This window comes from Acinetobacter silvestris (assembly GCF_002135235.1).
Taxonomy (GTDB): domain Bacteria; phylum Pseudomonadota; class Gammaproteobacteria; order Pseudomonadales; family Moraxellaceae; genus Acinetobacter; species Acinetobacter silvestris.
On the sequence record NZ_NEGB01000003.1, the window covers coordinates 36,350 to 55,504 of the forward strand.

General features: G+C 39.1%; 31 protein-coding genes. 15 read left to right on the forward strand and 16 right to left on the reverse strand.

From position 1 onward, the window contains the following. Positions 1–34: 34 nt before the first annotated feature. The 5 genes from tolB to ybgC form a co-directional block, all read right to left on the reverse strand. Positions 35–1,318, reverse strand: a complete 1,284-nt coding sequence (gene tolB, locus B9T28_RS06250; protein ID WP_086203094.1) for a Tol-Pal system beta propeller repeat protein TolB — start codon at positions 1,316–1,318, stop codon at positions 35–37. Between the two features lie 300 nt (positions 1,319–1,618). Continuing rightward, entirely contained in the window at positions 1,619–2,836 is a 1,218-nt protein-coding gene (gene tolA / locus B9T28_RS06255; protein ID WP_086203095.1) for a cell envelope integrity protein TolA, read from the reverse strand. Between the two features lie 3 nt (positions 2,837–2,839). Further along, positions 2,840–3,289 (reverse strand): protein TolR, encoded by a 450-nt coding sequence (gene tolR, locus B9T28_RS06260; protein WP_086203096.1) that lies wholly within the window; start codon positions 3,287–3,289, stop codon positions 2,840–2,842. Then, a complete protein-coding gene (gene tolQ, locus B9T28_RS06265) occupies positions 3,289–3,987 on the reverse strand; it encodes a protein TolQ (RefSeq protein WP_086203097.1) in 699 nt (232 codons plus the stop codon). The genes tolR and tolQ overlap by 1 nt, the downstream gene beginning before the upstream one ends. A gap of 23 nt (positions 3,988–4,010) precedes the next feature. Continuing rightward, on the reverse strand, positions 4,011–4,418 hold the full coding sequence (gene ybgC, locus B9T28_RS06270; RefSeq protein WP_086203098.1) for a tol-pal system-associated acyl-CoA thioesterase: 408 nt from the start codon (positions 4,416–4,418) through the stop codon (positions 4,011–4,013). Between the two features lie 169 nt (positions 4,419–4,587). Here ybgC and B9T28_RS06275 point away from each other — a divergent pair, with 169 nt between their 5' ends. Next, positions 4,588–5,814 carry a tyrosine-type recombinase/integrase gene (locus B9T28_RS06275; RefSeq protein ID WP_086203099.1) on the forward strand — a complete coding sequence of 409 codons (1,227 nt, stop codon included), beginning with the start codon at positions 4,588–4,590 and terminating at the stop codon, positions 5,812–5,814. 7 nt (positions 5,815–5,821) lie between these two features. Here B9T28_RS06275 and B9T28_RS06280 read toward each other — a convergent pair whose 3' ends face one another. The 11 genes from B9T28_RS06280 to B9T28_RS06330 all read right to left on the reverse strand — a co-directional run bounded on the left by B9T28_RS06280 (position 5,822) and on the right by B9T28_RS06330 (position 12,080). After that, positions 5,822–6,088 carry a DNA-binding protein gene (locus tag B9T28_RS06280; RefSeq protein WP_086203100.1) on the reverse strand — a complete coding sequence of 89 codons (267 nt, stop codon included), beginning with the start codon at positions 6,086–6,088 and terminating at the stop codon, positions 5,822–5,824. Continuing rightward, positions 6,089–6,304 (reverse strand): hypothetical protein, encoded by a 216-nt coding sequence (locus B9T28_RS06285; RefSeq protein ID WP_086203101.1) that lies wholly within the window; start codon positions 6,302–6,304, stop codon positions 6,089–6,091. Beyond that, positions 6,291–6,662: a hypothetical protein gene (locus B9T28_RS06290; protein WP_086203102.1), complete on the reverse strand. Its 372-nt coding sequence runs from the start codon at positions 6,660–6,662 to the stop codon at positions 6,291–6,293. The genes B9T28_RS06285 and B9T28_RS06290 overlap by 14 nt, the downstream gene beginning before the upstream one ends. Next, the gene (locus tag B9T28_RS06295) at positions 6,662–6,853 is read right to left on the reverse strand and encodes a hypothetical protein (protein WP_252053529.1); all 192 of its coding nucleotides are present in this window, start codon (positions 6,851–6,853) and stop codon (positions 6,662–6,664) included. The genes B9T28_RS06290 and B9T28_RS06295 overlap by 1 nt, the downstream gene beginning before the upstream one ends. A 142-nt stretch (positions 6,854–6,995) precedes the next feature. Continuing rightward, positions 6,996–7,613 carry a lambda exonuclease family protein gene (locus tag B9T28_RS06300; protein ID WP_086203103.1) on the reverse strand — a complete coding sequence of 206 codons (618 nt, stop codon included), beginning with the start codon at positions 7,611–7,613 and terminating at the stop codon, positions 6,996–6,998. Next, positions 7,594–8,466: a phage recombination protein Bet gene (gene bet, locus B9T28_RS06305; RefSeq protein WP_086203104.1), complete on the reverse strand. Its 873-nt coding sequence runs from the start codon at positions 8,464–8,466 to the stop codon at positions 7,594–7,596. The genes B9T28_RS06300 and bet overlap by 20 nt, the downstream gene beginning before the upstream one ends. Positions 8,467–8,477: 11 nt before the next feature. After that, positions 8,478–9,551 (reverse strand): hypothetical protein, encoded by a 1,074-nt coding sequence (locus B9T28_RS06310; RefSeq protein WP_086203105.1) that lies wholly within the window; start codon positions 9,549–9,551, stop codon positions 8,478–8,480. Positions 9,552–9,561: 10 nt separating this feature from the next. Further along, positions 9,562–9,957: a hypothetical protein gene (locus tag B9T28_RS06315; protein WP_086203106.1), complete on the reverse strand. Its 396-nt coding sequence runs from the start codon at positions 9,955–9,957 to the stop codon at positions 9,562–9,564. Further along, positions 9,954–10,178 carry a hypothetical protein gene (locus tag B9T28_RS06320; protein ID WP_086203427.1) on the reverse strand — a complete coding sequence of 75 codons (225 nt, stop codon included), beginning with the start codon at positions 10,176–10,178 and terminating at the stop codon, positions 9,954–9,956. Before B9T28_RS06320 ends, B9T28_RS06315 begins: the two co-directional genes overlap by 4 nt. Before the next feature lie 202 nt (positions 10,179–10,380). Next, complete coding sequence (locus B9T28_RS06325; RefSeq protein ID WP_086203107.1) at positions 10,381–11,319, reverse strand: LAPAL motif-containing putative phage structural protein; 939 nt, start codon at positions 11,317–11,319, stop codon at positions 10,381–10,383. A gap of 101 nt (positions 11,320–11,420) precedes the next feature. Continuing rightward, positions 11,421–12,080: a LexA family protein gene (locus B9T28_RS06330; RefSeq protein ID WP_086203108.1), complete on the reverse strand. Its 660-nt coding sequence runs from the start codon at positions 12,078–12,080 to the stop codon at positions 11,421–11,423. A 111-nt stretch (positions 12,081–12,191) separates the two neighbouring features. On the opposite strand from B9T28_RS06330, the gene B9T28_RS06335 reads away from it, so the two are divergent. The 14 genes from B9T28_RS06335 to B9T28_RS06400 all read left to right on the forward strand — a co-directional run bounded on the left by B9T28_RS06335 (position 12,192) and on the right by B9T28_RS06400 (position 19,146). Continuing rightward, entirely contained in the window at positions 12,192–12,392 is a 201-nt protein-coding gene (locus tag B9T28_RS06335) for a helix-turn-helix domain-containing protein (RefSeq protein ID WP_086203109.1), read from the forward strand. 8 nt (positions 12,393–12,400) lie between these two features. Continuing rightward, complete coding sequence (locus B9T28_RS06340) at positions 12,401–12,676, forward strand: type II toxin-antitoxin system HicB family antitoxin (RefSeq protein ID WP_086203110.1); 276 nt, start codon at positions 12,401–12,403, stop codon at positions 12,674–12,676. A 132-nt stretch (positions 12,677–12,808) separates the two neighbouring features. After that, positions 12,809–13,759 (forward strand): phage replication initiator YdaU family protein, encoded by a 951-nt coding sequence (locus B9T28_RS06345; RefSeq protein ID WP_086203428.1) that lies wholly within the window; start codon positions 12,809–12,811, stop codon positions 13,757–13,759. Beyond that, a complete protein-coding gene (locus tag B9T28_RS06350) occupies positions 13,740–14,465 on the forward strand; it encodes a hypothetical protein (RefSeq protein WP_086203111.1) in 726 nt (241 codons plus the stop codon). The genes B9T28_RS06345 and B9T28_RS06350 overlap by 20 nt, the downstream gene beginning before the upstream one ends. A 206-nt stretch (positions 14,466–14,671) precedes the next feature. Next, positions 14,672–15,244, forward strand: coding sequence for a hypothetical protein (locus B9T28_RS06355; protein WP_252053532.1), 573 nt, complete (start codon positions 14,672–14,674; stop codon positions 15,242–15,244). After that, positions 15,241–15,510 carry a hypothetical protein gene (locus B9T28_RS06360; RefSeq protein WP_086203113.1) on the forward strand — a complete coding sequence of 90 codons (270 nt, stop codon included), beginning with the start codon at positions 15,241–15,243 and terminating at the stop codon, positions 15,508–15,510. The genes B9T28_RS06355 and B9T28_RS06360 overlap by 4 nt, the downstream gene beginning before the upstream one ends. Further along, positions 15,507–15,749, forward strand: coding sequence for a hypothetical protein (locus B9T28_RS06365; protein WP_086203114.1), 243 nt, complete (start codon positions 15,507–15,509; stop codon positions 15,747–15,749). The genes B9T28_RS06360 and B9T28_RS06365 overlap by 4 nt, the downstream gene beginning before the upstream one ends. After that, positions 15,746–16,078, forward strand: coding sequence for a hypothetical protein (locus tag B9T28_RS06370; RefSeq protein WP_074946484.1), 333 nt, complete (start codon positions 15,746–15,748; stop codon positions 16,076–16,078). Before B9T28_RS06365 ends, B9T28_RS06370 begins: the two co-directional genes overlap by 4 nt. A gap of 171 nt (positions 16,079–16,249) precedes the next feature. After that, the gene (locus B9T28_RS06375; protein ID WP_086203115.1) at positions 16,250–16,663 is read left to right on the forward strand and encodes a DUF1064 domain-containing protein; all 414 of its coding nucleotides are present in this window, start codon (positions 16,250–16,252) and stop codon (positions 16,661–16,663) included. Positions 16,664–16,673: 10 nt separating this feature from the next. Continuing rightward, the gene (locus B9T28_RS06380; protein ID WP_086203116.1) at positions 16,674–17,225 is read left to right on the forward strand and encodes a hypothetical protein; all 552 of its coding nucleotides are present in this window, start codon (positions 16,674–16,676) and stop codon (positions 17,223–17,225) included. Between the two features lie 239 nt (positions 17,226–17,464). Beyond that, entirely contained in the window at positions 17,465–17,740 is a 276-nt protein-coding gene (locus tag B9T28_RS06385) for a DUF968 domain-containing protein (RefSeq protein ID WP_086203117.1), read from the forward strand. Further along, entirely contained in the window at positions 17,740–18,012 is a 273-nt protein-coding gene (locus B9T28_RS06390) for a hypothetical protein (RefSeq protein ID WP_086203118.1), read from the forward strand. The genes B9T28_RS06385 and B9T28_RS06390 overlap by 1 nt, the downstream gene beginning before the upstream one ends. 13 nt (positions 18,013–18,025) lie before the next feature. Continuing rightward, positions 18,026–18,520 carry a NinB/YbcN family protein gene (locus B9T28_RS06395; protein WP_086203119.1) on the forward strand — a complete coding sequence of 165 codons (495 nt, stop codon included), beginning with the start codon at positions 18,026–18,028 and terminating at the stop codon, positions 18,518–18,520. Beyond that, positions 18,517–19,146, forward strand: a complete 630-nt coding sequence (locus B9T28_RS06400; RefSeq protein ID WP_086203429.1) for a putative metallopeptidase — start codon at positions 18,517–18,519, stop codon at positions 19,144–19,146. The genes B9T28_RS06395 and B9T28_RS06400 overlap by 4 nt, the downstream gene beginning before the upstream one ends. Positions 19,147–19,155: the final 9 nt, after the last annotated feature.

Consider the following 19,155-nt stretch of genomic DNA (forward strand, 5'->3'; position numbering starts at 1 on the left):
TTTAAATCAAATTAAAACTTTACAAATTCAGTATTTATTTGGGTGCCCAAGCGGGTTCACGAACCTCGCCTTGTTCACTCGGCAGATTCATACGGAAGCGACCATCGGTAGACATGATTGCAAGTAAACCACGATTACCTTCGCGTGTCGCATAAACCACCATCTGTCCATTTGGAGAGAAGCTTGGTGACTCATCTAAACTAGTCGGTGTTAAAATATTGGTAATACCTGTGGAAATTTCTTGAATAGCAACTTTATAGTTACTGCCTGCTGGACGGTGTACCAGTGCGATATATTTACCATCTGCACTTAAGCTTCCTCGGGCATTAAAAGCACCACGGAAGGTTAAGCGCTTGGTGGAACCATCTTCAAGGTTATAACGATAAATTTGTGCAGAACCACCACGATCAGACGTAAAAATAAAAGATTTTCCATCTGGTGCATAGCGTGCTTCAGTATCAATCGCACTGTCATTGGTCATGCGTTTTACTTGACGTGTTTCCAAATTCATTTGGTAAATTTCAGGGTTGTCATGCATTGATGCTGTGAACAACATGCTTTTGCCATCAGGGGAGAAGCTTGGTGCACCATTTAAACCACGGAAGCCCGCTAATTTTTCACGCTGACCCGTTGATAAATCTTGTATATAAATTGCAGGACGTTTGGTTTCAAATGAAACGTATGCAATTTTTTTAGCATCGGGAGTCCAAGCTGGCGATAAAATTGGATCTCGTGAACTTAAAACGGTTTTAGGTTGTTCACCATCGGTATCTGCAATTTGTAAAGTATAACGTTGTTCAGGCGTGGCTGGATTACGTAGTACATACGCAATGCGGCCGGTAAAATCACCTTGAATTCCTGTTAAGGCTTGGTAAATTTCATCACTGATCATATGTGCTGCTGAACGAATTCGCGAAGCGGGTACAGTGAGTAATTCATTAAGTAAAAATTTTTGTTTTTCAATATCATAGAGTTGGTATTGAACAGCAAAACTACCATCTGCATTTTGTTTTACATCACCTAGAACGACATAAGGTACACCGGCAGCTTTCCATGCTTCGGCATTGACATTATTTAAACTCGCCGTTGCGGGTAGATTTTTTGAAGCACTGCTAAAACGTCCAGAGCGATTTAAATCTTGCTCAATGATTGGGTAAATTGCGGAATCATTACTAAAGGGGATGATCGCAATTTTAGGGGCACTTTCGGGTGCTTTTGCAATTTCTAAATGGAGTTGGGCATAAGAGGCTGTAATTAGAGCAGGACTAAATGCTGCCATCATTGCCAATCCGAATAGATATCTAGGCATCATTTTCATTGGTCGTCATGTACTCAATTAATGGTTTTTAACTATGTGTAACTTTTTAGCATAATGACATGATTTTAATCTATATAAAGCGTGTAAGTATGAAGCTAAAATGAATTTTAGATAAATTCTTGCTATAAAGCTGAATCTATTGTCAATTCAGCAGGGTGAAAGTGCTGAATGGGGTGCTAGCATTTATGTGAGGCGGTGATTTATTTGGGGAATGAATCATTGTGGATTGAGTTAGAAAATAAACCCTGCCGGAGCAGGGTTTATAATTGCACAGTTATGTGAAGTCTAAAGTTTCATACTTTATTTTACGGTGAATGATGAGGTGAAACTTCGAGCCTCACGTCTGGCATCTGGATCAGCTGGCATTGGGTAAGGTGCAGCAGAGCGTACCGCTTGTTCCACACTGGCTTTTACATCTGGGTCAGAGGCACTCACAATGACCGAGGCAACAGCACCATTATCTGTGAGTGTTACGCGAGCCGTTGCTTTTTGACCAGATGAATCAGCAGGCATACGCCAAGCATTTCGAACTTTACTCTCAAAATCGCGTTTTGCAGTGGAAGCAATTTGTTTCGCCTCAGCCTTTTTATTGGCAGCTTCTAATCGTGCTTTTTCAGCAGAAGATGCTTTTTCTTCGGCATCACGTTCAGCTTTATCCGAAGCAGCTTTGTCTTTAGCAGCTTTATCCGCAGCAGCTTTGTCTTTGGCAGCTTGATTCGTAGCGGCTTTGTCTTTGGCAGCTTTATCCGCAGCAGCTTTGTCTTTGGCAGCTTGATTCGCAGCGGCTTTGTCTTTGGCAGCTTTATCCGCAGCAGCTTTGTCTTTAGCAGCTTGATTCGTAGCGGCTTTGTCTTTGGCAGCTTTATCCGCAGCAGCTTTGTCTTTAGCAGCTTGATTCGTAGCGGCTTTGTCTTTAGCAGCTTGATTCGCAGCGGCTTTGTCTTTTGCAGCTTTATCCGCAGCAGCTTTGTCTTTAGCAGCTTGATTCGTAGCGGCTTTGTCTTTAGCAGCTTGATTCGCAGCGGCTTTGTCTTTTGCAGCTTTATCGGCAGCAGCTTTGTCTTTGGCAGCTTGATTCGCAGCATCAGTTTTAGCTTTTGCATCGATATCTGCTTTGTCTTTTATGGCTTGAGCAGCCAATAGTGCAGCTTGTTCTGCTTGCAATTTTTGTTCGGCAGCTTTTGCCTCATTTGCAGCTTTTTGCAGATCAACTTTAGGTTGTTGTGGCTGAGTCGTTGGAAGTTCTGGTGCAATTGGATCGGGCTCTGCAGTTTGCTGAATATTTTCGGCAACTTGAGTATCTGTAGTTTCAGTTGAATCTGTTTGTTCTAAAGGTTTAGCCTCCAATGGCGGTAAATCTTCAGGATTAATTAATACTGTTTTAATTTGTTTAGGTGCTTCTGGTGGCTTACTCATACCTAAAAAAAGTAAGCCAGTAATTGCCACTACATGAATTGCAATAGTAAAGCCAAGTGCAATCGCTTTTTCTTTAGATGCAGGCTGATTTAAATCTTTCATAGCTTACTCTAATGGTTTGGTTAATAAACCAACTTGAGTTAAGCCTGCGTCTTGTAATGCTGCCATAAGACTCATGACATCACCATAAGGGCGATTTTTATCACCATTGACCAGAACACTAAATTTTTGCTTTTGAGCTTCAGAATCAGTTTGAGCTTTATTTAAAACTTGTTTCAGTTGTTCTAGGTTTAAAGCTTCATCTTGATGATTGTTATCTTTTAATAAGTAGCGGCCTTGTTTATCTAAAGTCACAATGGCAAGATTTTCTTTAGACTCAATGGGATGGCTATTGGCTTGTGGTAAGTCAACATCGACACCAGTCGTAATCATGGGTGCCGTAACCATAAAAATTACCAATAACACCAACATCACGTCAATGTAGGGCACGACGTTCATATCACTTTTTAAAGGTTTTTTGATGCGCTCAAAGCGTCCGGAACGTTGAATCGCCATTAGTCATTTCCCTGTGTAGTTCCCACAGACTGACGTTGTAATAGCGCCACCATTTCTTCTGCAAATAATGCACGGTCAGAATAAACCTCTTCACCCTTAGAGGTGTAATGGTTAAAGGCTAATACCGCAGGAATCGCAGCAAATAGGCCAATGGCTGTTGCAATGAGTGCTTCGGCAATCCCTGGTGCAACTGTTGCTAAAGTGACTTGATCAACCTGAGCTAAACCAATAAAGGCATTCATAATGCCCCATACAGTGCCAAATAAACCGACATAAGGTGCAACAGAACCAATACTCGCCAATGCACTTAAGCCATTTTCTAAACGACTTTGGTCACGACTTAAACCGACACGTAAAATACGTTCAGTGCCTTCGACCATTTGTGCAGTATCGGCTTGGCATTTTTTAAGTTTTAAAAACTCACCTAAGCCTTGATAGAAAATGTCTTCTAAACCGTCACGTTTAGAGTTCAGTTGAGCATTGTTAAATAAAGTATTCAGTTCTGCACCCGACCAGAATATTTTCTGGAAATGATCATCACCTTGTTTGGCTTTTTTATAGCCCATATGTAACTTGGCAATTAGATACCAGCTCAATAAAGACGCTAATACTAAAATAAGCATGACCAGTTGAACTACTGGACTTGCTTGTAAAATTAAATCAGATAGATGTAGAGAGGATTCTAGTTGTGTTGCCATAGTTACATGTGCCAATAATATTTTTATTCGTGAGCTAATTCTTTTTGAATTAATTCACGGATTTCGTGAGGAATTCTACAAGGTTTCATTTCAGCACTAATACATGCCAATTCCACCTCGCCAGAAGCAAGCATGATTTCACCACGATAAATATTTTGTTGCAATACAAAAGACGTAGCTTTACATGAAACTACACTTGCCGTAACGGTAATTAAGTCATCCATAAGTATAGGGCGTGAATATTTCAAAGCAATTTTATGTACGACAAAGTTGTAGTCTTTCTGATGCCAGTAATGACTAACTCCTGATGCTCGTAGCCATTCGGTACGTGCGCGTTCCATAAAACGGATATGGTTAGCATGGTAAACAATTCCACCTGCATCTGTATCTTCAATATATACACGGATTTGGAATTCAAATTTGTTCGCCATCTCTAACACCATATTTAAAATTAAATATTAATATATTTCAATATCTTAATTGATATTTACTAACTTGTGATAAGAGCTAAAACTTGATTTCTTTTAATTTGTAGACGCATGGTAGACGCTAAAATAATAAGGTATATTATTGCGAATTATTGCTTAACTTAATTCTACTATGGCCAACACAAGAATAAAACTCACAAAAACATATATAGATAATCTCAGTGAGACTGGTATCTATCGCGATAGTGAATTAATTGGTTTTGCTATTCGTGTCAACACAACCTGTAAAACGTATGTTGTAGAGAAAAAAGTTAATGGCAAGGCTGTCAGGTCTACGATTGGTCTACATGGAAATCTAACATTAGCTCAGGCACGAATTTTAGCACAGGGCGTACTTTCACAAATGGCGCAAGGTTACAATCCGAATCAAATTAAAAAAGAAAAAAGAGAGCAGTTAATACTCAATGATAAGGTGTCAAAACAACAACCCACACTAGCAATTGCATATGATGAATACTTAAAGCATCGAAAGTTAAAAAGCAGAAGTTTAGAGGACTACAATCGAACGGTAGACCAATATCTATTTGAGTGGAAGAATTTAAAGCTCATTGAAATAACCAGAACTCATGTACAAGAAAAATACGCAGAACTCACTGAAAATAGCCCAGCCCAAGCAAATATCGCAATGGCTGTATTTAGAGCAATATTTAATTTCTCTATAGAGCATTTCCTTGATGAAAATGATAATTCACTGATAAATACAACCAACCCCGTTGCAACACTTAAAGCAAAACGAACATGGAATAAGATAAAACGCCGAAAAGGATATGTGAAACAAGAGCAGTTAGGCGACTGGGTTAATGCTGTTATGAATTTCACAGCTTTACGCCAAGAACGAAACACCGTTAGAGATTTTCTACTAACCTTAGTCCTAACAGGATTTAGACGAAAAGAATGTGAAACACTAACTTGGGATGCAATTGACTTGAAGTATGGATGGATTACTTCACTAGATCCTAAGAATGATGATCCTCACACCTTGCCAATGGGTGACAGGCTTTGGGAGATAATGAAAAGCCGAAAGGAGCAACAATATAATGATTATGTATTTGCTTCGCCACGGTCAAAACTAAAGGGCTATACAACACACTTATATGAAGCTAAAGCGAAAGTAATTGAGGCGAGTGGAGTGGAGTTTACTTTTCATGATCTACGAAGAACATTTAGCTCAATTGCTGAAAATTTAGATTATGGCCAATACACGATAAAGCGTCTTTTAAATCACACCGTTTCATCGGATGTGACCGAAGGCTATGTACAAATTAGTGATAAAAAATTAAGAATGGCTATGCAAGAAATTGAAGATATTGTTTTTATGGGGCATGAAAAAGGGGATTAAATCCCCTTTATGCTGTGTGTTTGAGTTTTCTGCCGTGGAAGAAATCAATTACATCGGCTTTTCTATACAAAACTTTCCGAGTACCTTCTGGCTTCATATATGGAATACCACCACCATCACAACGTTTTAGCTGCAACCACGGTAAAGAGACTTCAAAAGTAATTGCAATAGTCTCAGGAGGAAAAGCGGCATCACTAGGTGAAGCCCAAAATTTAATTGCTTCCGCAGTTCTTTGCTCAATGGACATTCGATCCAATTTAGTTAAACGGCTCATTCATGACACCTCCTTCAAACTTTTAACCACTTCTTCGGGTAAATCATTTTTGGATTCAGCCCAATAATCAACATTGGCCTCACCATACAATTTAATTTCTTTCTTACAGTTTTTGCACTCAATATCCCATTCACCAACAAGATCATCTTCATGCACTTCTGAGATATCTTCTTTATTCATACCAAAAGAGCAGTAAGGGCAATTAAAATCCATCATGACTTTGCTCCTGTGCTTCGATCATGGCCCTGTATGCACTCGCAGTGGAGTTTCTATTGTCATAAATGGCTTTGAGCATTTTTTCAGTTGGTTTTTTTGGCACCAAAACAAAACCTTCAGGCACCGCTTGAGCTTTTACAAAATTGATAGCCTTTTTCCACATTGCCCAACCAGTATTGACGCGATGAAAAACATCATTTGCATCATCTTCGTAAATTGGCTCAATGCCATCTTTGACAACATAGTTACCTTGATCCATATCAAAGGTTAAAAAACTAAAATGGTCAGGCAGCCAATATTTAGCTTCAAAGTTTGGCAACTGCTCAGCCCAGAATGATTGTTTTTCTTTAATATCCATCACGCCACCAATTTTCCATCAACAAACATTACAATTTGAATGGCACCTTGAGTGCGGTCATTCACCAGTTTTTTGAAATACCCAATGGCTTCACCTAAGGTATTCTCATCTGCCTGAGCAGGGCGTACAGCAAGAGTCTCAACAGCGACAAGCAATTTACGGATCTCGTGCATTTCTATTTTTTCTGACATCACTTTCTCCAAATCGCTTCTTTAAGTTTTGCATCAATCACCAGAGCTTCAATTTCACCGCTACTGACATTGGAAAATACGTGGATCATTTTCTTCCCGAACACATTAAGTGTCCGGGTGATGGTGGAGTAGTGATAGCCCATCATGCAGCTACCTCGCTTGGTGCGAGTTCAGACATGGCTAGATCAACTCTTTGATTGAACTTAATAACTGATTGTTCAATCCCTGTAATATCTAAATCTTTAGCAAACACACGAATAACAATAAGTTGAAGCTCTTCTGGTAGGCGTGGATCGTAGCTAATAAAGTCACACCAAACACGTCGAGTACATGCCATTTGCAAAGTGATCTGAGGAACGTACTCATCAGGTACTTGCTTCGTAAAAAGTGTATTCAAGTGCGTTATGGTGGAAGGGCATTTCGCTTCAATTTGCCCATCTTTACCAACCAATCCATCAGGTGAAGCCCCACAATTTTTAATAGCAGGATGGTCAATCAAGCCAACATCAATAACAAAATTGCCTGTCTCATTTTCATAAGCCACTATCGCATAAGGCTCTTGATCGATACCCCACTGCATAGGGCCTGTTGTTTTAGTTTCCTCTTGAACGCCAGTTAGGCGCTCAGCAATAATAGTTAGAGTGATTGCATTGAATGCCTTGCCTTTGGATGGTTTAGCATCAATATCCTTAACTCGGCTGGCGGTAACTTTTCCGCACCGCTGAGCATGCCAATCCCCATTACGCTGGAGAATGTTCATAGACTTCTCCTTGCTGATTGTCAGCATTTTGTGCAGCAATTTTTAAAGACTCTTTATGGATAGACCAAAAATGCGAGCGACATTTGCTTTTTGGAAGTTCTGCGTAGCCAGCTTCAAGTGCTTCCATTCCATCCAGAGCAAGATCGCGCATACCTGTTAGGTGCGTATCCTCAAATTCTTGGTAACCAACAGGGATTAAGTCATTTTCAATTTTCTTTTGATCACCAAAGAGCTCGGATCCACCAACGGTAATCTCCTTACCTTGCATTTCCTCAACTGTGTATTCGTTTCCAATCTCCTCAGGAAATGCTTTGCGTAATGCACCTGCTTCAGCACATTTTGCTAACTGACCACGTTTCCGTTTAGTCCACATTGAATTTAGCCCACCATCCTTTGTTGTTGAGCATGCTTCTTCAAAATATTCAGTGTGGCAAAATGGAACTTTCTCGCCATGAATGATTCGATAGATTGTTACGGTGCAATACTCGGGAACGGTGTGAGTAACAACTCCAAACTTAATATCAACCATTGGTCCAAACACTGGCGCATCTTGACCTGCATATTGATTTGTTCTTGTTGCTGTAATTCGATGTTCAGTAATTGACGGCATTATCACATCACGCCAGTTTGACTGGCCTGTTTTAGAGTCCTTCACACTCATTGGGACGATATGACAAGGCTTCTTCATGATGTCGAGATGACGAGCTCTAGCATATTCAACAGCCATGATGATTGATTCAGGTTTTGCACCAGGAAAGATTGAAGATGTAAGGGCAGACCACATCGACTCATCAAGATCGAAATCTTTAATCGAGACACCCAATTGCTGTTCTATTTGTACGACTGCACTCATATTCTTATTCCTTAAAATTTAATTGAAACGCTGGCAACTTTGTTTCTGTAAATCGCCTCAAGCACAATTTTTGCTAAATCATGGTTAATACCGGGCAACAAGGTCAGATCAGCAAGTGCTTTTTGGCATATTTTTTTACGATGATTTTCATCAGCTTCACGCGCAGCATTTGCATCGATTTCAGCCTGTGCTTTTGCTATTTGTTCAACTTCAATACGCTTACGTTCTGACTCAATCGCGTGTTGCTTGGCAATTTCAGCCTGTTTAGCATCATCAATAGCTTTTTGCTTTAATGCTTGTTCGCGTAATTCAGCAGCTTCTTTTTCAGCTTTTAAACGCGCCTCACGTTGCTCTGATTCAGCTTTTTCACGCTGAACTCGTTCAGCTTCAAAACGTGCTTTTTCTTCTGCTTCACGCTGAGCTTTTTCAGTCGCTTCGCGTGCAATTTGTGCATCACGCTCTTGTTGCAAACGGATCTGCTCGGCTTGACGTAAACGCTCTAATTCAGCTTGTTCAGATTCATATTTTTCACGTGTAGCAAGAGCAGTACGTAGAGCTTCAAGTGCTTCAAATTTCGCTAATTTGGCTTGTTCTTTGTATTCTTCTAATGCATCAGTAATTTCTGTATTTTCAATTTCAGAAATCATCCCTTTAATAAATGTGCTATCACGATTTTCACAAGCCTGTGGTGCAGACATAACGGCAAATGACACAATAAAAGCGCTGTGGCTTTCAACTCGATCTTTTTCTGCCTGTTCCCAAGCGTCACGCGGAGCAAGGATTTCATTGCGAAGATCATCAAACTTTTTAACAGTACGAATACGATCATCATCAATGAGTTTGATTTGAGCTTTTTGCTCAGCAACCAAGTCTTTACCACACTTTTCAATAAGTACTTTTGATTTACTAATTTTTGCAGCCAAAGAGCCGATTTCTTCACGACCTTTACGTGTGGTCGCATCAGGTACAACTGAGCGAACTTGTTCAGCAATGCGATCAAATAAAATATCTGTACCATTAGTTGTTGAAAATGCCTGAACAATTACGTTCTGCTGTAATTCTTGTATTTCAAATTTAGCATTCATATTCTTTTCCTTAAGCTGCTAGTTCTTTAATTTTTTCTTCTTCAAAATGCGCTTTAAGTATTTCATTTAGGCTTTCAACTTGATCTTTGGTTAAGAAAAACGGTTGACCAATTTGAGCCAAAACATCATCAAAATCCCAAACCTTAGCGATGTTGTACTTAGCGACTTCAAGCTTGTCGTAATCCACATCGACATCGTTTTGTGGGTCATTTGTGCTGTTCCAGACCAATGAATCTATTGCTTCATTGGCCTCAATCACAGCCGAGATGCTTGAAGTAACTTTGCTGTAAGCTTTTTGAACCAAATCGAAATAAACACGGGTGCCTTGAATCACAAAGTCATCACTGATTGAAAGCTCGGAAAATGTAGAGCCGATCTGCTCTGAAAATTTAGGGATTGCGTTCATTTTGAAACTCCCATCTTCGCCACAGCATTTTGATGCGCTGTGCAACTGAATAGACCACCACCACAAACAGCAATGGCAACAATTGAAGCAAGGACTAAACCTGACTTAGATTTATATTTCACCGTGTTGTTAGGTGTAGGGTGTTGGAACAAACGTGGGGTCGTTTGACTATGAACTTTGGAAAAGCTCGCAGTTTGACTCTGGATAGGGTTTTGATTCATAATCATCTCGCTAGTTAGCAAAAGCACATTTGATTGAAGGTCGGTGTGCTTTTTGTTTGTCTGTGAGATAAATATCGCATTTCCGATATTGGTAGTCAATAGGTAATCCGATTTAAATATAGAAAAACCGATATTATTTTATTTTTATGTTTTAATAGACAAAAGAAAACCCACACTGGGTGGGTTGGATGGAAAAATGATATTAGAGATCTAGAGATTCTTGTTTGATAATTTTATGTTCAATAACATTTAATACCTCGTATTCTGATTTCAGTTTTCCATGAGCAAGAGTTTGAGTCGTTTTTAATTTTACTTTTAAGAGGTCTCCTTTGCCAAACCTCAATTGCCCATTATCAACATCACAAAGAAAATCTTCATCGGAAATAGTTGCATGGAAAATTGTTTTCCCGTTACTAAATTTCCACTTGTTTTTCTCTTTAAATGATAACGATTCTATTTGAAGGTATGTTTCTGAAATATCTGAGTTTAAGTCATCTTCTGGATTTTGATATTTAAAATACTCTGTCTCGGCCTTGTCGATAAATACTTCAACAACATCCTTACTCATATCTTTTACAACATAAAAAGAATCAATACCATCCTTGGTTAATGGCTCTAACATCTTTCCAATATCACTCGCAATTACCTTGCTTCGATAGAGCTTTAAAACTCCTTTATCCACTTCAATATATTCGGTCTCAGTGTAATAAACCTTTACACCCTCTGAAGATTCTTCAATTTTAACTGGGCGATTACCTTTTAATTTTTTGTATAATTGAATTACACCAATTGTAGTGCCACCAAACATACCTATTAGAGAAAGAATTCCACTCGCATTTGCCAGTGCTGTAGCATTACTACCTGACAGTAAATCTTTAATTTGATTCACCCAAGCCAAATGCTCAATAAACTCAATTCCAAAACTTCCAGCCTTAAAGTTGGCCTTAACTTTTAACTGTACCTCTAGCTTATCCCCATTAAGCTCTTGGTTTGCATGAATGAGTAAATCATTAATAGCCATCATGGCAGGCGCAAGATCTCGAACATCCATAAGGTGCTCATCAAGTGCTTTGCCATCATAAACCACATGGAATCTCTCAGTCATATCATCTTCAATCAAGTTCGTTTTGGTTGTTGTCATAGTGTATCAATCAATGTTTGTAGTTTCATTATGAGTTTGACAATAGTTGTCGTTCTGCTTTCTATCCGGTCCAAAGGACTGCGTCGGGTTCACAGTTTATTTTAATTCGTTTTTGTTCTGCGTTTTGCACGATATGTATAACGAACACAGTCAACAACTTGCCCAACAAAATTGCAATCCTCATCAAGCGGTATAATATTTGGCTTAAACTCGGGATTCAGTGCTTGAAGGTATCTAGCGCCATCGGTTTCGATAACTAATTTTTTGAATGTTGCATCCTCAAACCTTCTAACAACAATCATGTCACCTGATTGCATATCATTGTAATAAACATCTGGATCTACAAGGATGTAATCACCTTCAAGAAAGTCAGGACTATTACTAATTCCTTGAACTTTTAGATAAAAGCAGTTTGTACACTCGTCTGGGAGTGGTAGCCATTCTTCCACTTGAGACATGTCGATAGATTCAACATTAGTAAAAGTTCCAGCCTGAACCCAAGAGAGAACAGGGGCCATATTGGGTTTAACTATTACAACATTAGATGGCTCTAAGGTATCACCAACGATCCCTTTCTTGAGCTCCTCAGCGGTAACACCTAGTGCATTAGCTAACTCTAAAATTGAACCGGTTGATTTTGCATTTCCTGTTTCCAGATCTGAAATAACAGATTGCTTGACACCTGATTTTTGTGCCAAGTCTTTTTGAGTCATCTTCTTTGCTTTACGTATTTTTTTTAAATTTTCGCCCAAAGTGCTCATGAATTTATCTCAACTATCATTATCGGAATTCTGATACATATTCCAATCGGTTTGGCTATTGTATTAATATCGGAAAACCTATATATTTATTAAAAATATAGGAGCCTCCACATGAATCAGTGGCAAGCAAAAATCATCGACCTTAAAGAAAAAGGCCTAACCCAAAACCAAATCGCAGACGGAATGGATTGTTCCCAAAATTACGTAAGTAATTTAGAGAATGGTAAATGCGGAAAGAACCTTGGTTACGAGAAGGGTAAAAATCTCGAAAAATTATGGGCAGAACATTGCTCACCACATAAAGCTTCGTAGGTGAATTTATGAGTCTTGATAAAAAATCTACACATGTTCGTTTGTCTCCTGAAATCCATGATCGGGCAAAAACACTTGCTGCTATTAAGGGTAAAGATCTTGCTCAGTACCTCGCTTACCTTCTTGAAAAAGAAATCGTAGGTGAGTGGCATGTCCTTAATTTACAAGCAAAATCTTTTGAGCGCTTGGGATTGACAGGGTTAATACGGGATTTAAGTACAGAAGTGTGGGATTCAGAGGGATCGGAAGGGATTCACATTAATTCTGATAAAGAAAAAGCCTGATGGTTGAGATCAGGCTTCTTAATTCAAAACTTGAGAGCATTGAACATGAAATCAAATTTAGCACACAAGCAGAAGGTTGACAACGGAATATCGTTGCATCCATCGACTGCTAAAAAATTAGAGCGACAAGCTATGTCTATTAAGTTTGACAGAGGCTACGTCATGTCAAGCAGGCTTTATCGCTACGAAGTCCGTCCATTTTTGAGTGACGCTGCCAAGAATATTTATGCGGAGTTAGAAGACCGTATAAATGGCTACAAGGATAAGAAAACTGATCATGTGAGTTACTCTCAGCTCCAAGGTGGCAAACTCGAAGGTTCTAAAAAGTTAAGCACAACTACAGTTGCTAAAGGCTTAAAAGAGTTGCTTGAATTGGGTGTGATTTCTATCGTTACTGAGAACAGTCGCAAGGGTAATGAATACCAAATTAATGAGGTTTCATTGGTTGACCACTTTAGTAATGAAAGTACCACTTTAGAAAGTAAAGTACTACAGAAAGTAAAGCGCCAGCACTTTAGTAATGAAAGCGCTAGCACTTTAGAAAGTAAAGACACAATAGAATTACTTTATAGAATTACTTTTATAGAATTATTAAATAATACCATTCGGGCTAAAAATCCTCTGCAAGTAAATTTCTTTGAATACCAAGAAATCAAAAAACAGAATCTTCTTGATCAACAAAAATTAGAGGTTGAGCAAAAAGTAAAATCTGCTGCTGAGCGCAAAGAGAAGACTCGTAAGTTGTCATTCGATGAAGTTATGGATTTGACTAAAACCAATATCCAAAAACTCTGCACGCCAAATCTTTGGGAGCAGTTTGTCACTAACCGCTCTGAATACAAAAAATCGGCACTGACTAAAAATGCACTCAAGACTATCCATGATGAATTCAAAGCATGGGGAGTTGAGAAATCAGATATTTCCTTGAAAACGGCAATCAAGGGTAATCACCAAGGATTATTTGAACCTCGTATCTCAACAAGTGGCAACTTCGGATACCAAACCCAAGCATCAACTCGAATGTCTGAAATTCAAGAATTAATCGCACAAGAGGAGCAAGGCAATGCAACTTACGGCTTCTAATCAAAATCTTGGTCCAATTAATTCAGCACAGCTCGTTGGTGTGTTCAAGGCAATTGCACCACGTTCATTTGAAAAAACTTTTGATGGTGTGGCTACAGCACAAATCAATACCGCAATGAAAATCTGTATCGATGGATTAACTCACGATCAAGTGAATTTTGGCTTATCTCAAGTTCGTGATAACGGTTTTTGTCCAGATCCTGCCATGTTCCGCAAGTGGTGCCTAGGAATCACTGGTTTTGGTACTGAGCAACAGCGCTTACAAGATTCATTCAAAGGTAAGCATGCAGCACTGGCAAACATCATCAAATGGGCAGGTGATAACAATCACTCAATCACCAATGCTGAAAAAGAATCGTATGACCGCTGCTATGAAATGTTTACGAATATCAAATGGGCTAAGAACACAGACCGAGCTATGTATCTGGCTTATGAAGCATTCAAAGATAACTACGCTGATGTGATTCAAGAGTTCTCTACAACAGGCGTTAATCAGGCGATTTGGGTTAAGCCTGAAGCGATTGAAGACAAGCAATTAAGCGATCTTTTTCGCCCAATACCTAAATCAATGCTGCCAGAGCAATCATCAGAAGAAAAAGCATGGATTGAAACTCGCACTAAGGAATTACAGGGAAAAGGATTGAGTTTTCCAAAAGCATTACTTCAAGCGGGTAGTGAATATCAGCGTTTAGGGGGTGGGGTGTGAATGCATTCGGCAAGATACTTCAAAGTTCAATACCGACTCTTGTTTCAGACTTTGTAATCAGTAGTTATGGCGGTGGCACAAATTCAACTGCATTGCTCATTGAGTGCGTAAAGCGCGGCATTAGAATCGATATGATTTTGTTTGCAGACACCGGTGGTGAGAAGCCACATACATACTTATACCTTGAGTATTTTTCGAAGTGGCTTGTGTCAAAAGGCTATCCAGCAATTCGAGTTGTCAAAGCTCCGATCAAATCGTTGGAACAAGACTGTCTTGACCGTAAAGCTTTGCCAAGTGTCGCATACGGTTTTAAGACGTGCAGTCAGAGATTCAAGGTTCAACCACAGGATAAGTTGTTAAATAACAGCTTTATTGTTACTGCTCGTCTAGTGAAGTTGATCGGCTTTGATGCTGATGAGCCACAACGAGCGAATAAAACATACGACGATAAGTACACACGCATGTATCCACTGATTGATTGGAATATGGGTCGTGATGAGTGTATTCAGTCGATTGAAAATGAAGGTTTAGCTTTGCCGGGCAAGTCTGCTTGTTATTTCTGCCCTAATTCTAAAATTTCAGAAATCAAATGGCTTGAACAGGTTCATCCGGATTTGCTGCAAAAAGCTTTAGCAATGGAAGCTCAAGCGGATCTAACAGAAATAAAGGGATTGGGTCGTAACTTTAGTTGGAAATCTATTTATCAACAACAGGACGCATTCATGAATCACTTTGTGCCAGATACGCCTTGTGATTGCTATGAGGGAGAAGTGGCATGAACCTTTCAAAACAAGAATTTTTAAACACGGCTGATTCAGCTAAATACATTCAAGACAAACGTAAATTGCGTGCTGAGCTTGAAGCGGAAATGGCAAAGTTTTTGAAACGTGGTGGGGAGATCAAACAGGCAGTAAGTCAAATATACAAAGCTAAGCACGGTACTGCGGATCAATACAGAAAGCGTTCATGTCGATGTGATGTGTGTGTCGCTTGGGCTTTGGATAATGGCGTGATCAAGTTAACAACAATAAAGGCGAGAGTATGAACGGTTTAACGATAGAGCAGATAGATGAGCTAAATATCTTCGACAAATTCATAAATTCAGGCGGCTTTGAAGCTGCAATTCAACAGCAGCTGAAAAGTGAAATAACTAATTGTTCTGCAAAAGAATCATGTGAGATTGGCGACACCGATTCATGCACCGACAATCTCTCCCATTTCACCGACCATTGCACCGACATCCGCAACCACATTAGCCCTTTGACTGGAGTGATTGAGCGATGAGTCGTTTAGAGAAGAAATTAGATAAACGTGCCAAAGAATTGTTAATTAAGTCGGGAGTGGTTGATGCATCTGAGTTTGAAAAGCTTGACGGTCACTGGGTCATGTATCAGCTATCGGGCGGTTGGGAATATCAAGAATACGATGAAGTAAGTCCTTTTAATTATTTATTCGGCTTGGTTTGTGATGCATGTGTTTCGATAACTGCGGAAGACGATGACTCTGAAGCTGGTTATCACATTGAGTACATAGAGAAGATCAAGTTTGACAAAAGCATTATCAATACTTTCAAGATATTCAAAAGCGAATATATGGGAGTGATTGAGCGATGAATGAATTTGATAAATGGATGAGCACAATAGGTCTGAATGTTATCCGTCATGCTAATTGTTGCCGTATAGCTTTTGATGGTGGTCGGCAATCCCGACAGGTTGAGATTGATGATCTTCAAAACCAACTCTCATGCTGTCGTGAAGAAAATAAAGGTTTATTAGAGAGAGTAAATGACCTCAATTTCCCTCGCTGAATATCACAAACAGTTTAGCGGTGGTCGGAAGACTACCTCTAAACGCAATAAACCCAATAAATTCAATGCTCAGAAGATCGAAAAGAACGGAATGAAGTTCGATAGCCAAAAGGAGTACAAGCGTTATATCGAGCTTACAGCGATGCAGCAACGAGGTGAAATTCTAGACTTAAGGTGTCAGGTCAAATTTGAGCTTGCACCTAAGGTAAAAATTGCAGGGGAAAAGAGGGCTAAACCTGCATTGAGATATTTTGCAGATTTTACCTATATCAAAAATGGCATGTTGATCGTTGAAGATGTGAAGTCAGCAGTAACGAGAAAGTTGGCAAGTTTTAGAAACAAGAAGCATTTGATGAAAACAGTACATGACATAGACATTAAAGAAGTTTGAGGGATTTTTTATGAATGCAGTAGCAGAAAAGTTTGAACAGTTTGAATGGTTGACTCATGGCATTACAGCGAAGTCGCCTATTTTTGGTCAAGAGTCTCACAGTACTGGGGAGAAACCATTGGATTATCAAGATCGTTTGGGTGCTATTGCAAGTATGGATACGCAGTTAGAAAAGTCGGTGACATCGCTAATAATTTATGGCGAAATGGCTAAGTCAGACTATGAATATATTCGTAATCACTTAGCTAAAATTATGATGAATGGGGCTGTTCAGGATAAGAAGCGAGAGCCTGAGCATATTGCAATTTATCACTTATCATGGCTTGTTGCTCGGATGGTGATTGATTTCTCGATGAATCCTGAGTTGGAGGATAATTTCACGCCCCAAGGTCGGTTGTATTATGCAGGCGTAAAGACACATCAAATGGCGGTCAATGCATATCGTCAAACTTGGAAGTCCTACGAAAACATGATGGTGATTGCGTTAGAAACATCAATAAAATCCGCATCAAGTGCTGTTGAAAAATATCGTAAAAATACATACAAAGAAGCAAAAATTTAAAGTTAGCATTATTCTGCTAACTAAGGTATAGTTTTTCTATACTGGTCGTATTACGGTTTGACCAACTGATATTTAAAAGCCTCGCTAATTGCGGGGTTTTTTATTGTCTAAATTTAGGAGAATCAAATGCTCCAATTTTTAATACAGTTATTCTGCTTACATGAGTATGAATACGAACAAGATGATTTATTTATAAAACTTGAATGTCGTAAATGTGAAAAAATAAAGTTTGAATAAAAATGCGTAATTCAAAGAGGCTTAATCAGGTTCGCTCATTACCATGTGTAAAGTGTGGAAATCCTGAATCACAAGCAGCTCATTCTAATTTCGCTAAACATGGCAAAGGGCGAGGCATTAAAGCCTCAGACGAATTTACTATTCCGTTGTGTGTAGGCTGTCACCAATGGCTTGACCAATATCACTCAATGAGTCGTTATGAGTCAAAAGCATGGTTTGAGCAGATGCTGATTAAGACCAATCGGATGTTAAGTATTGAGGATAGAGAGGTGTTTTGATGGGCAAGATATTTAGCTGCACAACAAAGCCCAAAAAATATATAGCAGTTGAGTTTATTGATGACCCAAAAGAGATAGGAGAACTTAAAGAAGCTCTAAGTCAATTTGGTGCCAATATTTATTCACAAGACGATGGGGTTTTCATCTCCACCATTATTGGCAATTCAAAACTGAAAGCAGGTGATTTTATTTTAATTAATGAACTTAAGATGGCTTTTATTTACTCAAAAAAAGAATTTGAAGAAAACTTTAGAGTGCATTCTGAATGCTAGCAGGGAGTAGGAAATGCAAAAAGCCGTGTTTCCTATCAGTTCTCACGCCGATGTCACTAAAGTCATTAGCTTTATGCATACCCATTACACCAAGGCATTAGAAGAAAATAAACCTTTGGTGGTGAGGATTGATCAGAAACAAGAAGATAGGTCTAAGGCTCAAAACCGTTTGTATTGGATGTGGCTCACCCAATGGGCTAAACACCAAGGCAATGATAAAGAATCAGAGCATTTATATTTCAAGAAGAAGTTTCTATCGGTCATCTTTAATCGTGATGATGTAGGTCAATATAAGAATACATTTGCAGCAGTCAAAGTTTTAAAGGATCAAAACCACCCAATGTATGAACAGGTGGCAAATGGCCTTAATGACTTGATTAGCACAACAGATGCGTCGGTTGATCAGTTCACTGAATACCTAAATGACATACATGCATTTTGCTTAAAACATGGGTGTTATTTAAATACGCCTGATGACTTGATGTATGCATGGGAAATGAAGCAATGAAAAGACCTAATCCACCTGAAAGACTTCTTGAATTGGATCCTATCGATGATATGGACTTCGAACCTGCTTTTGAGCTGAAAGAGTGGATATGGGAAACATTCTTAGATTCCAATTCGGATTTATATAACGAGGAACATGAGCACCTGACTTACTTCAATAAACGATTCTTTGAAGTGCTTTGGGCATCATCTGCATTTATCAAAGCTGAAAAATATGTATTAGGTCAAACTGAAAAAGTGATGATCAATGTTGGTGGCTGGAAGAAAGCACGACAAGAAAAACAAATGATTAATTGGTTCGGTCATGTTCCTACATACCTAATCACCATTGATGCTCGATATGCTGCGGAAGCGAGTGATGCTGACTTTTGTGCATTGATAGAGCATGAGCTATGTCATATCGGTGCGAAGCGAACTGAAGATGGTGAGATGATATTTAGTCCCATTACTGGTGAGCCAAAGCACTACTTACGCGGTCATGATGTTGAAGAATTTCATACTGTGGTTCAGCGTTACGGTGCATCTGAATCAGTCCAAAAAATGGTGGACTTGGCAAATGAAGGCCCAATAATTCGGAAAGCCAATATTGCTCATGCATGTGGTACGTGTTTATTGAAGTTGGCTTAATTTTTTGCC

What these genes read in the sequence shown, in the direction of transcription:
- tolB (WP_086203094.1), bottom strand. Translation starts at nt 1,318, where the DNA reads ATGAAAATGATGCCTAGATATCTATTCGGATTGGCAATGATGGCAGCA.
- tolA (WP_086203095.1), bottom strand. Translation starts at nt 2,836, where the DNA reads ATGAAAGATTTAAATCAGCCTGCATCTAAAGAAAAAGCGATTGCACTT.
- tolR (WP_086203096.1), bottom strand. Translation starts at nt 3,289, where the DNA reads ATGGCGATTCAACGTTCCGGACGCTTTGAGCGCATCAAAAAACCTTTA.
- tolQ (WP_086203097.1), bottom strand. Translation starts at nt 3,987, where the DNA reads ATGGCAACACAACTAGAATCCTCTCTACATCTATCTGATTTAATTTTA.
- ybgC (WP_086203098.1), bottom strand. Translation starts at nt 4,418, where the DNA reads ATGGCGAACAAATTTGAATTCCAAATCCGTGTATATATTGAAGATACA.
- B9T28_RS06275 (WP_086203099.1), top strand. Translation starts at nt 4,588, where the DNA reads ATGGCCAACACAAGAATAAAACTCACAAAAACATATATAGATAATCTC.
- B9T28_RS06280 (WP_086203100.1), bottom strand. Translation starts at nt 6,088, where the DNA reads ATGAGCCGTTTAACTAAATTGGATCGAATGTCCATTGAGCAAAGAACT.
- B9T28_RS06285 (WP_086203101.1), bottom strand. Translation starts at nt 6,304, where the DNA reads ATGATGGATTTTAATTGCCCTTACTGCTCTTTTGGTATGAATAAAGAA.
- B9T28_RS06290 (WP_086203102.1), bottom strand. Translation starts at nt 6,662, where the DNA reads ATGGATATTAAAGAAAAACAATCATTCTGGGCTGAGCAGTTGCCAAAC.
- B9T28_RS06295 (WP_252053529.1), bottom strand. Translation starts at nt 6,853, where the DNA reads ATGTCAGAAAAAATAGAAATGCACGAGATCCGTAAATTGCTTGTCGCT.
- B9T28_RS06300 (WP_086203103.1), bottom strand. Translation starts at nt 7,613, where the DNA reads ATGAACATTCTCCAGCGTAATGGGGATTGGCATGCTCAGCGGTGCGGA.
- bet (WP_086203104.1), bottom strand. Translation starts at nt 8,466, where the DNA reads ATGAGTGCAGTCGTACAAATAGAACAGCAATTGGGTGTCTCGATTAAA.
- B9T28_RS06310 (WP_086203105.1), bottom strand. Translation starts at nt 9,551, where the DNA reads ATGAATGCTAAATTTGAAATACAAGAATTACAGCAGAACGTAATTGTT.
- B9T28_RS06315 (WP_086203106.1), bottom strand. Translation starts at nt 9,957, where the DNA reads ATGAACGCAATCCCTAAATTTTCAGAGCAGATCGGCTCTACATTTTCC.
- B9T28_RS06320 (WP_086203427.1), bottom strand. Translation starts at nt 10,178, where the DNA reads ATGAATCAAAACCCTATCCAGAGTCAAACTGCGAGCTTTTCCAAAGTT.
- B9T28_RS06325 (WP_086203107.1), bottom strand. Translation starts at nt 11,319, where the DNA reads ATGACAACAACCAAAACGAACTTGATTGAAGATGATATGACTGAGAGA.
- B9T28_RS06330 (WP_086203108.1), bottom strand. Translation starts at nt 12,080, where the DNA reads ATGAGCACTTTGGGCGAAAATTTAAAAAAAATACGTAAAGCAAAGAAG.
- B9T28_RS06335 (WP_086203109.1), top strand. Translation starts at nt 12,192, where the DNA reads ATGAATCAGTGGCAAGCAAAAATCATCGACCTTAAAGAAAAAGGCCTA.
- B9T28_RS06340 (WP_086203110.1), top strand. Translation starts at nt 12,401, where the DNA reads ATGAGTCTTGATAAAAAATCTACACATGTTCGTTTGTCTCCTGAAATC.
- B9T28_RS06345 (WP_086203428.1), top strand. Translation starts at nt 12,809, where the DNA reads ATGTCTATTAAGTTTGACAGAGGCTACGTCATGTCAAGCAGGCTTTAT.
- B9T28_RS06350 (WP_086203111.1), top strand. Translation starts at nt 13,740, where the DNA reads ATGCAACTTACGGCTTCTAATCAAAATCTTGGTCCAATTAATTCAGCA.
- B9T28_RS06360 (WP_086203113.1), top strand. Translation starts at nt 15,241, where the DNA reads ATGAACCTTTCAAAACAAGAATTTTTAAACACGGCTGATTCAGCTAAA.
- B9T28_RS06365 (WP_086203114.1), top strand. Translation starts at nt 15,507, where the DNA reads ATGAACGGTTTAACGATAGAGCAGATAGATGAGCTAAATATCTTCGAC.
- B9T28_RS06370 (WP_074946484.1), top strand. Translation starts at nt 15,746, where the DNA reads ATGAGTCGTTTAGAGAAGAAATTAGATAAACGTGCCAAAGAATTGTTA.
- B9T28_RS06375 (WP_086203115.1), top strand. Translation starts at nt 16,250, where the DNA reads ATGACCTCAATTTCCCTCGCTGAATATCACAAACAGTTTAGCGGTGGT.
- B9T28_RS06380 (WP_086203116.1), top strand. Translation starts at nt 16,674, where the DNA reads ATGAATGCAGTAGCAGAAAAGTTTGAACAGTTTGAATGGTTGACTCAT.
- B9T28_RS06385 (WP_086203117.1), top strand. Translation starts at nt 17,465, where the DNA reads ATGCGTAATTCAAAGAGGCTTAATCAGGTTCGCTCATTACCATGTGTA.
- B9T28_RS06390 (WP_086203118.1), top strand. Translation starts at nt 17,740, where the DNA reads ATGGGCAAGATATTTAGCTGCACAACAAAGCCCAAAAAATATATAGCA.
- B9T28_RS06395 (WP_086203119.1), top strand. Translation starts at nt 18,026, where the DNA reads ATGCAAAAAGCCGTGTTTCCTATCAGTTCTCACGCCGATGTCACTAAA.
- B9T28_RS06400 (WP_086203429.1), top strand. Translation starts at nt 18,517, where the DNA reads ATGAAAAGACCTAATCCACCTGAAAGACTTCTTGAATTGGATCCTATC.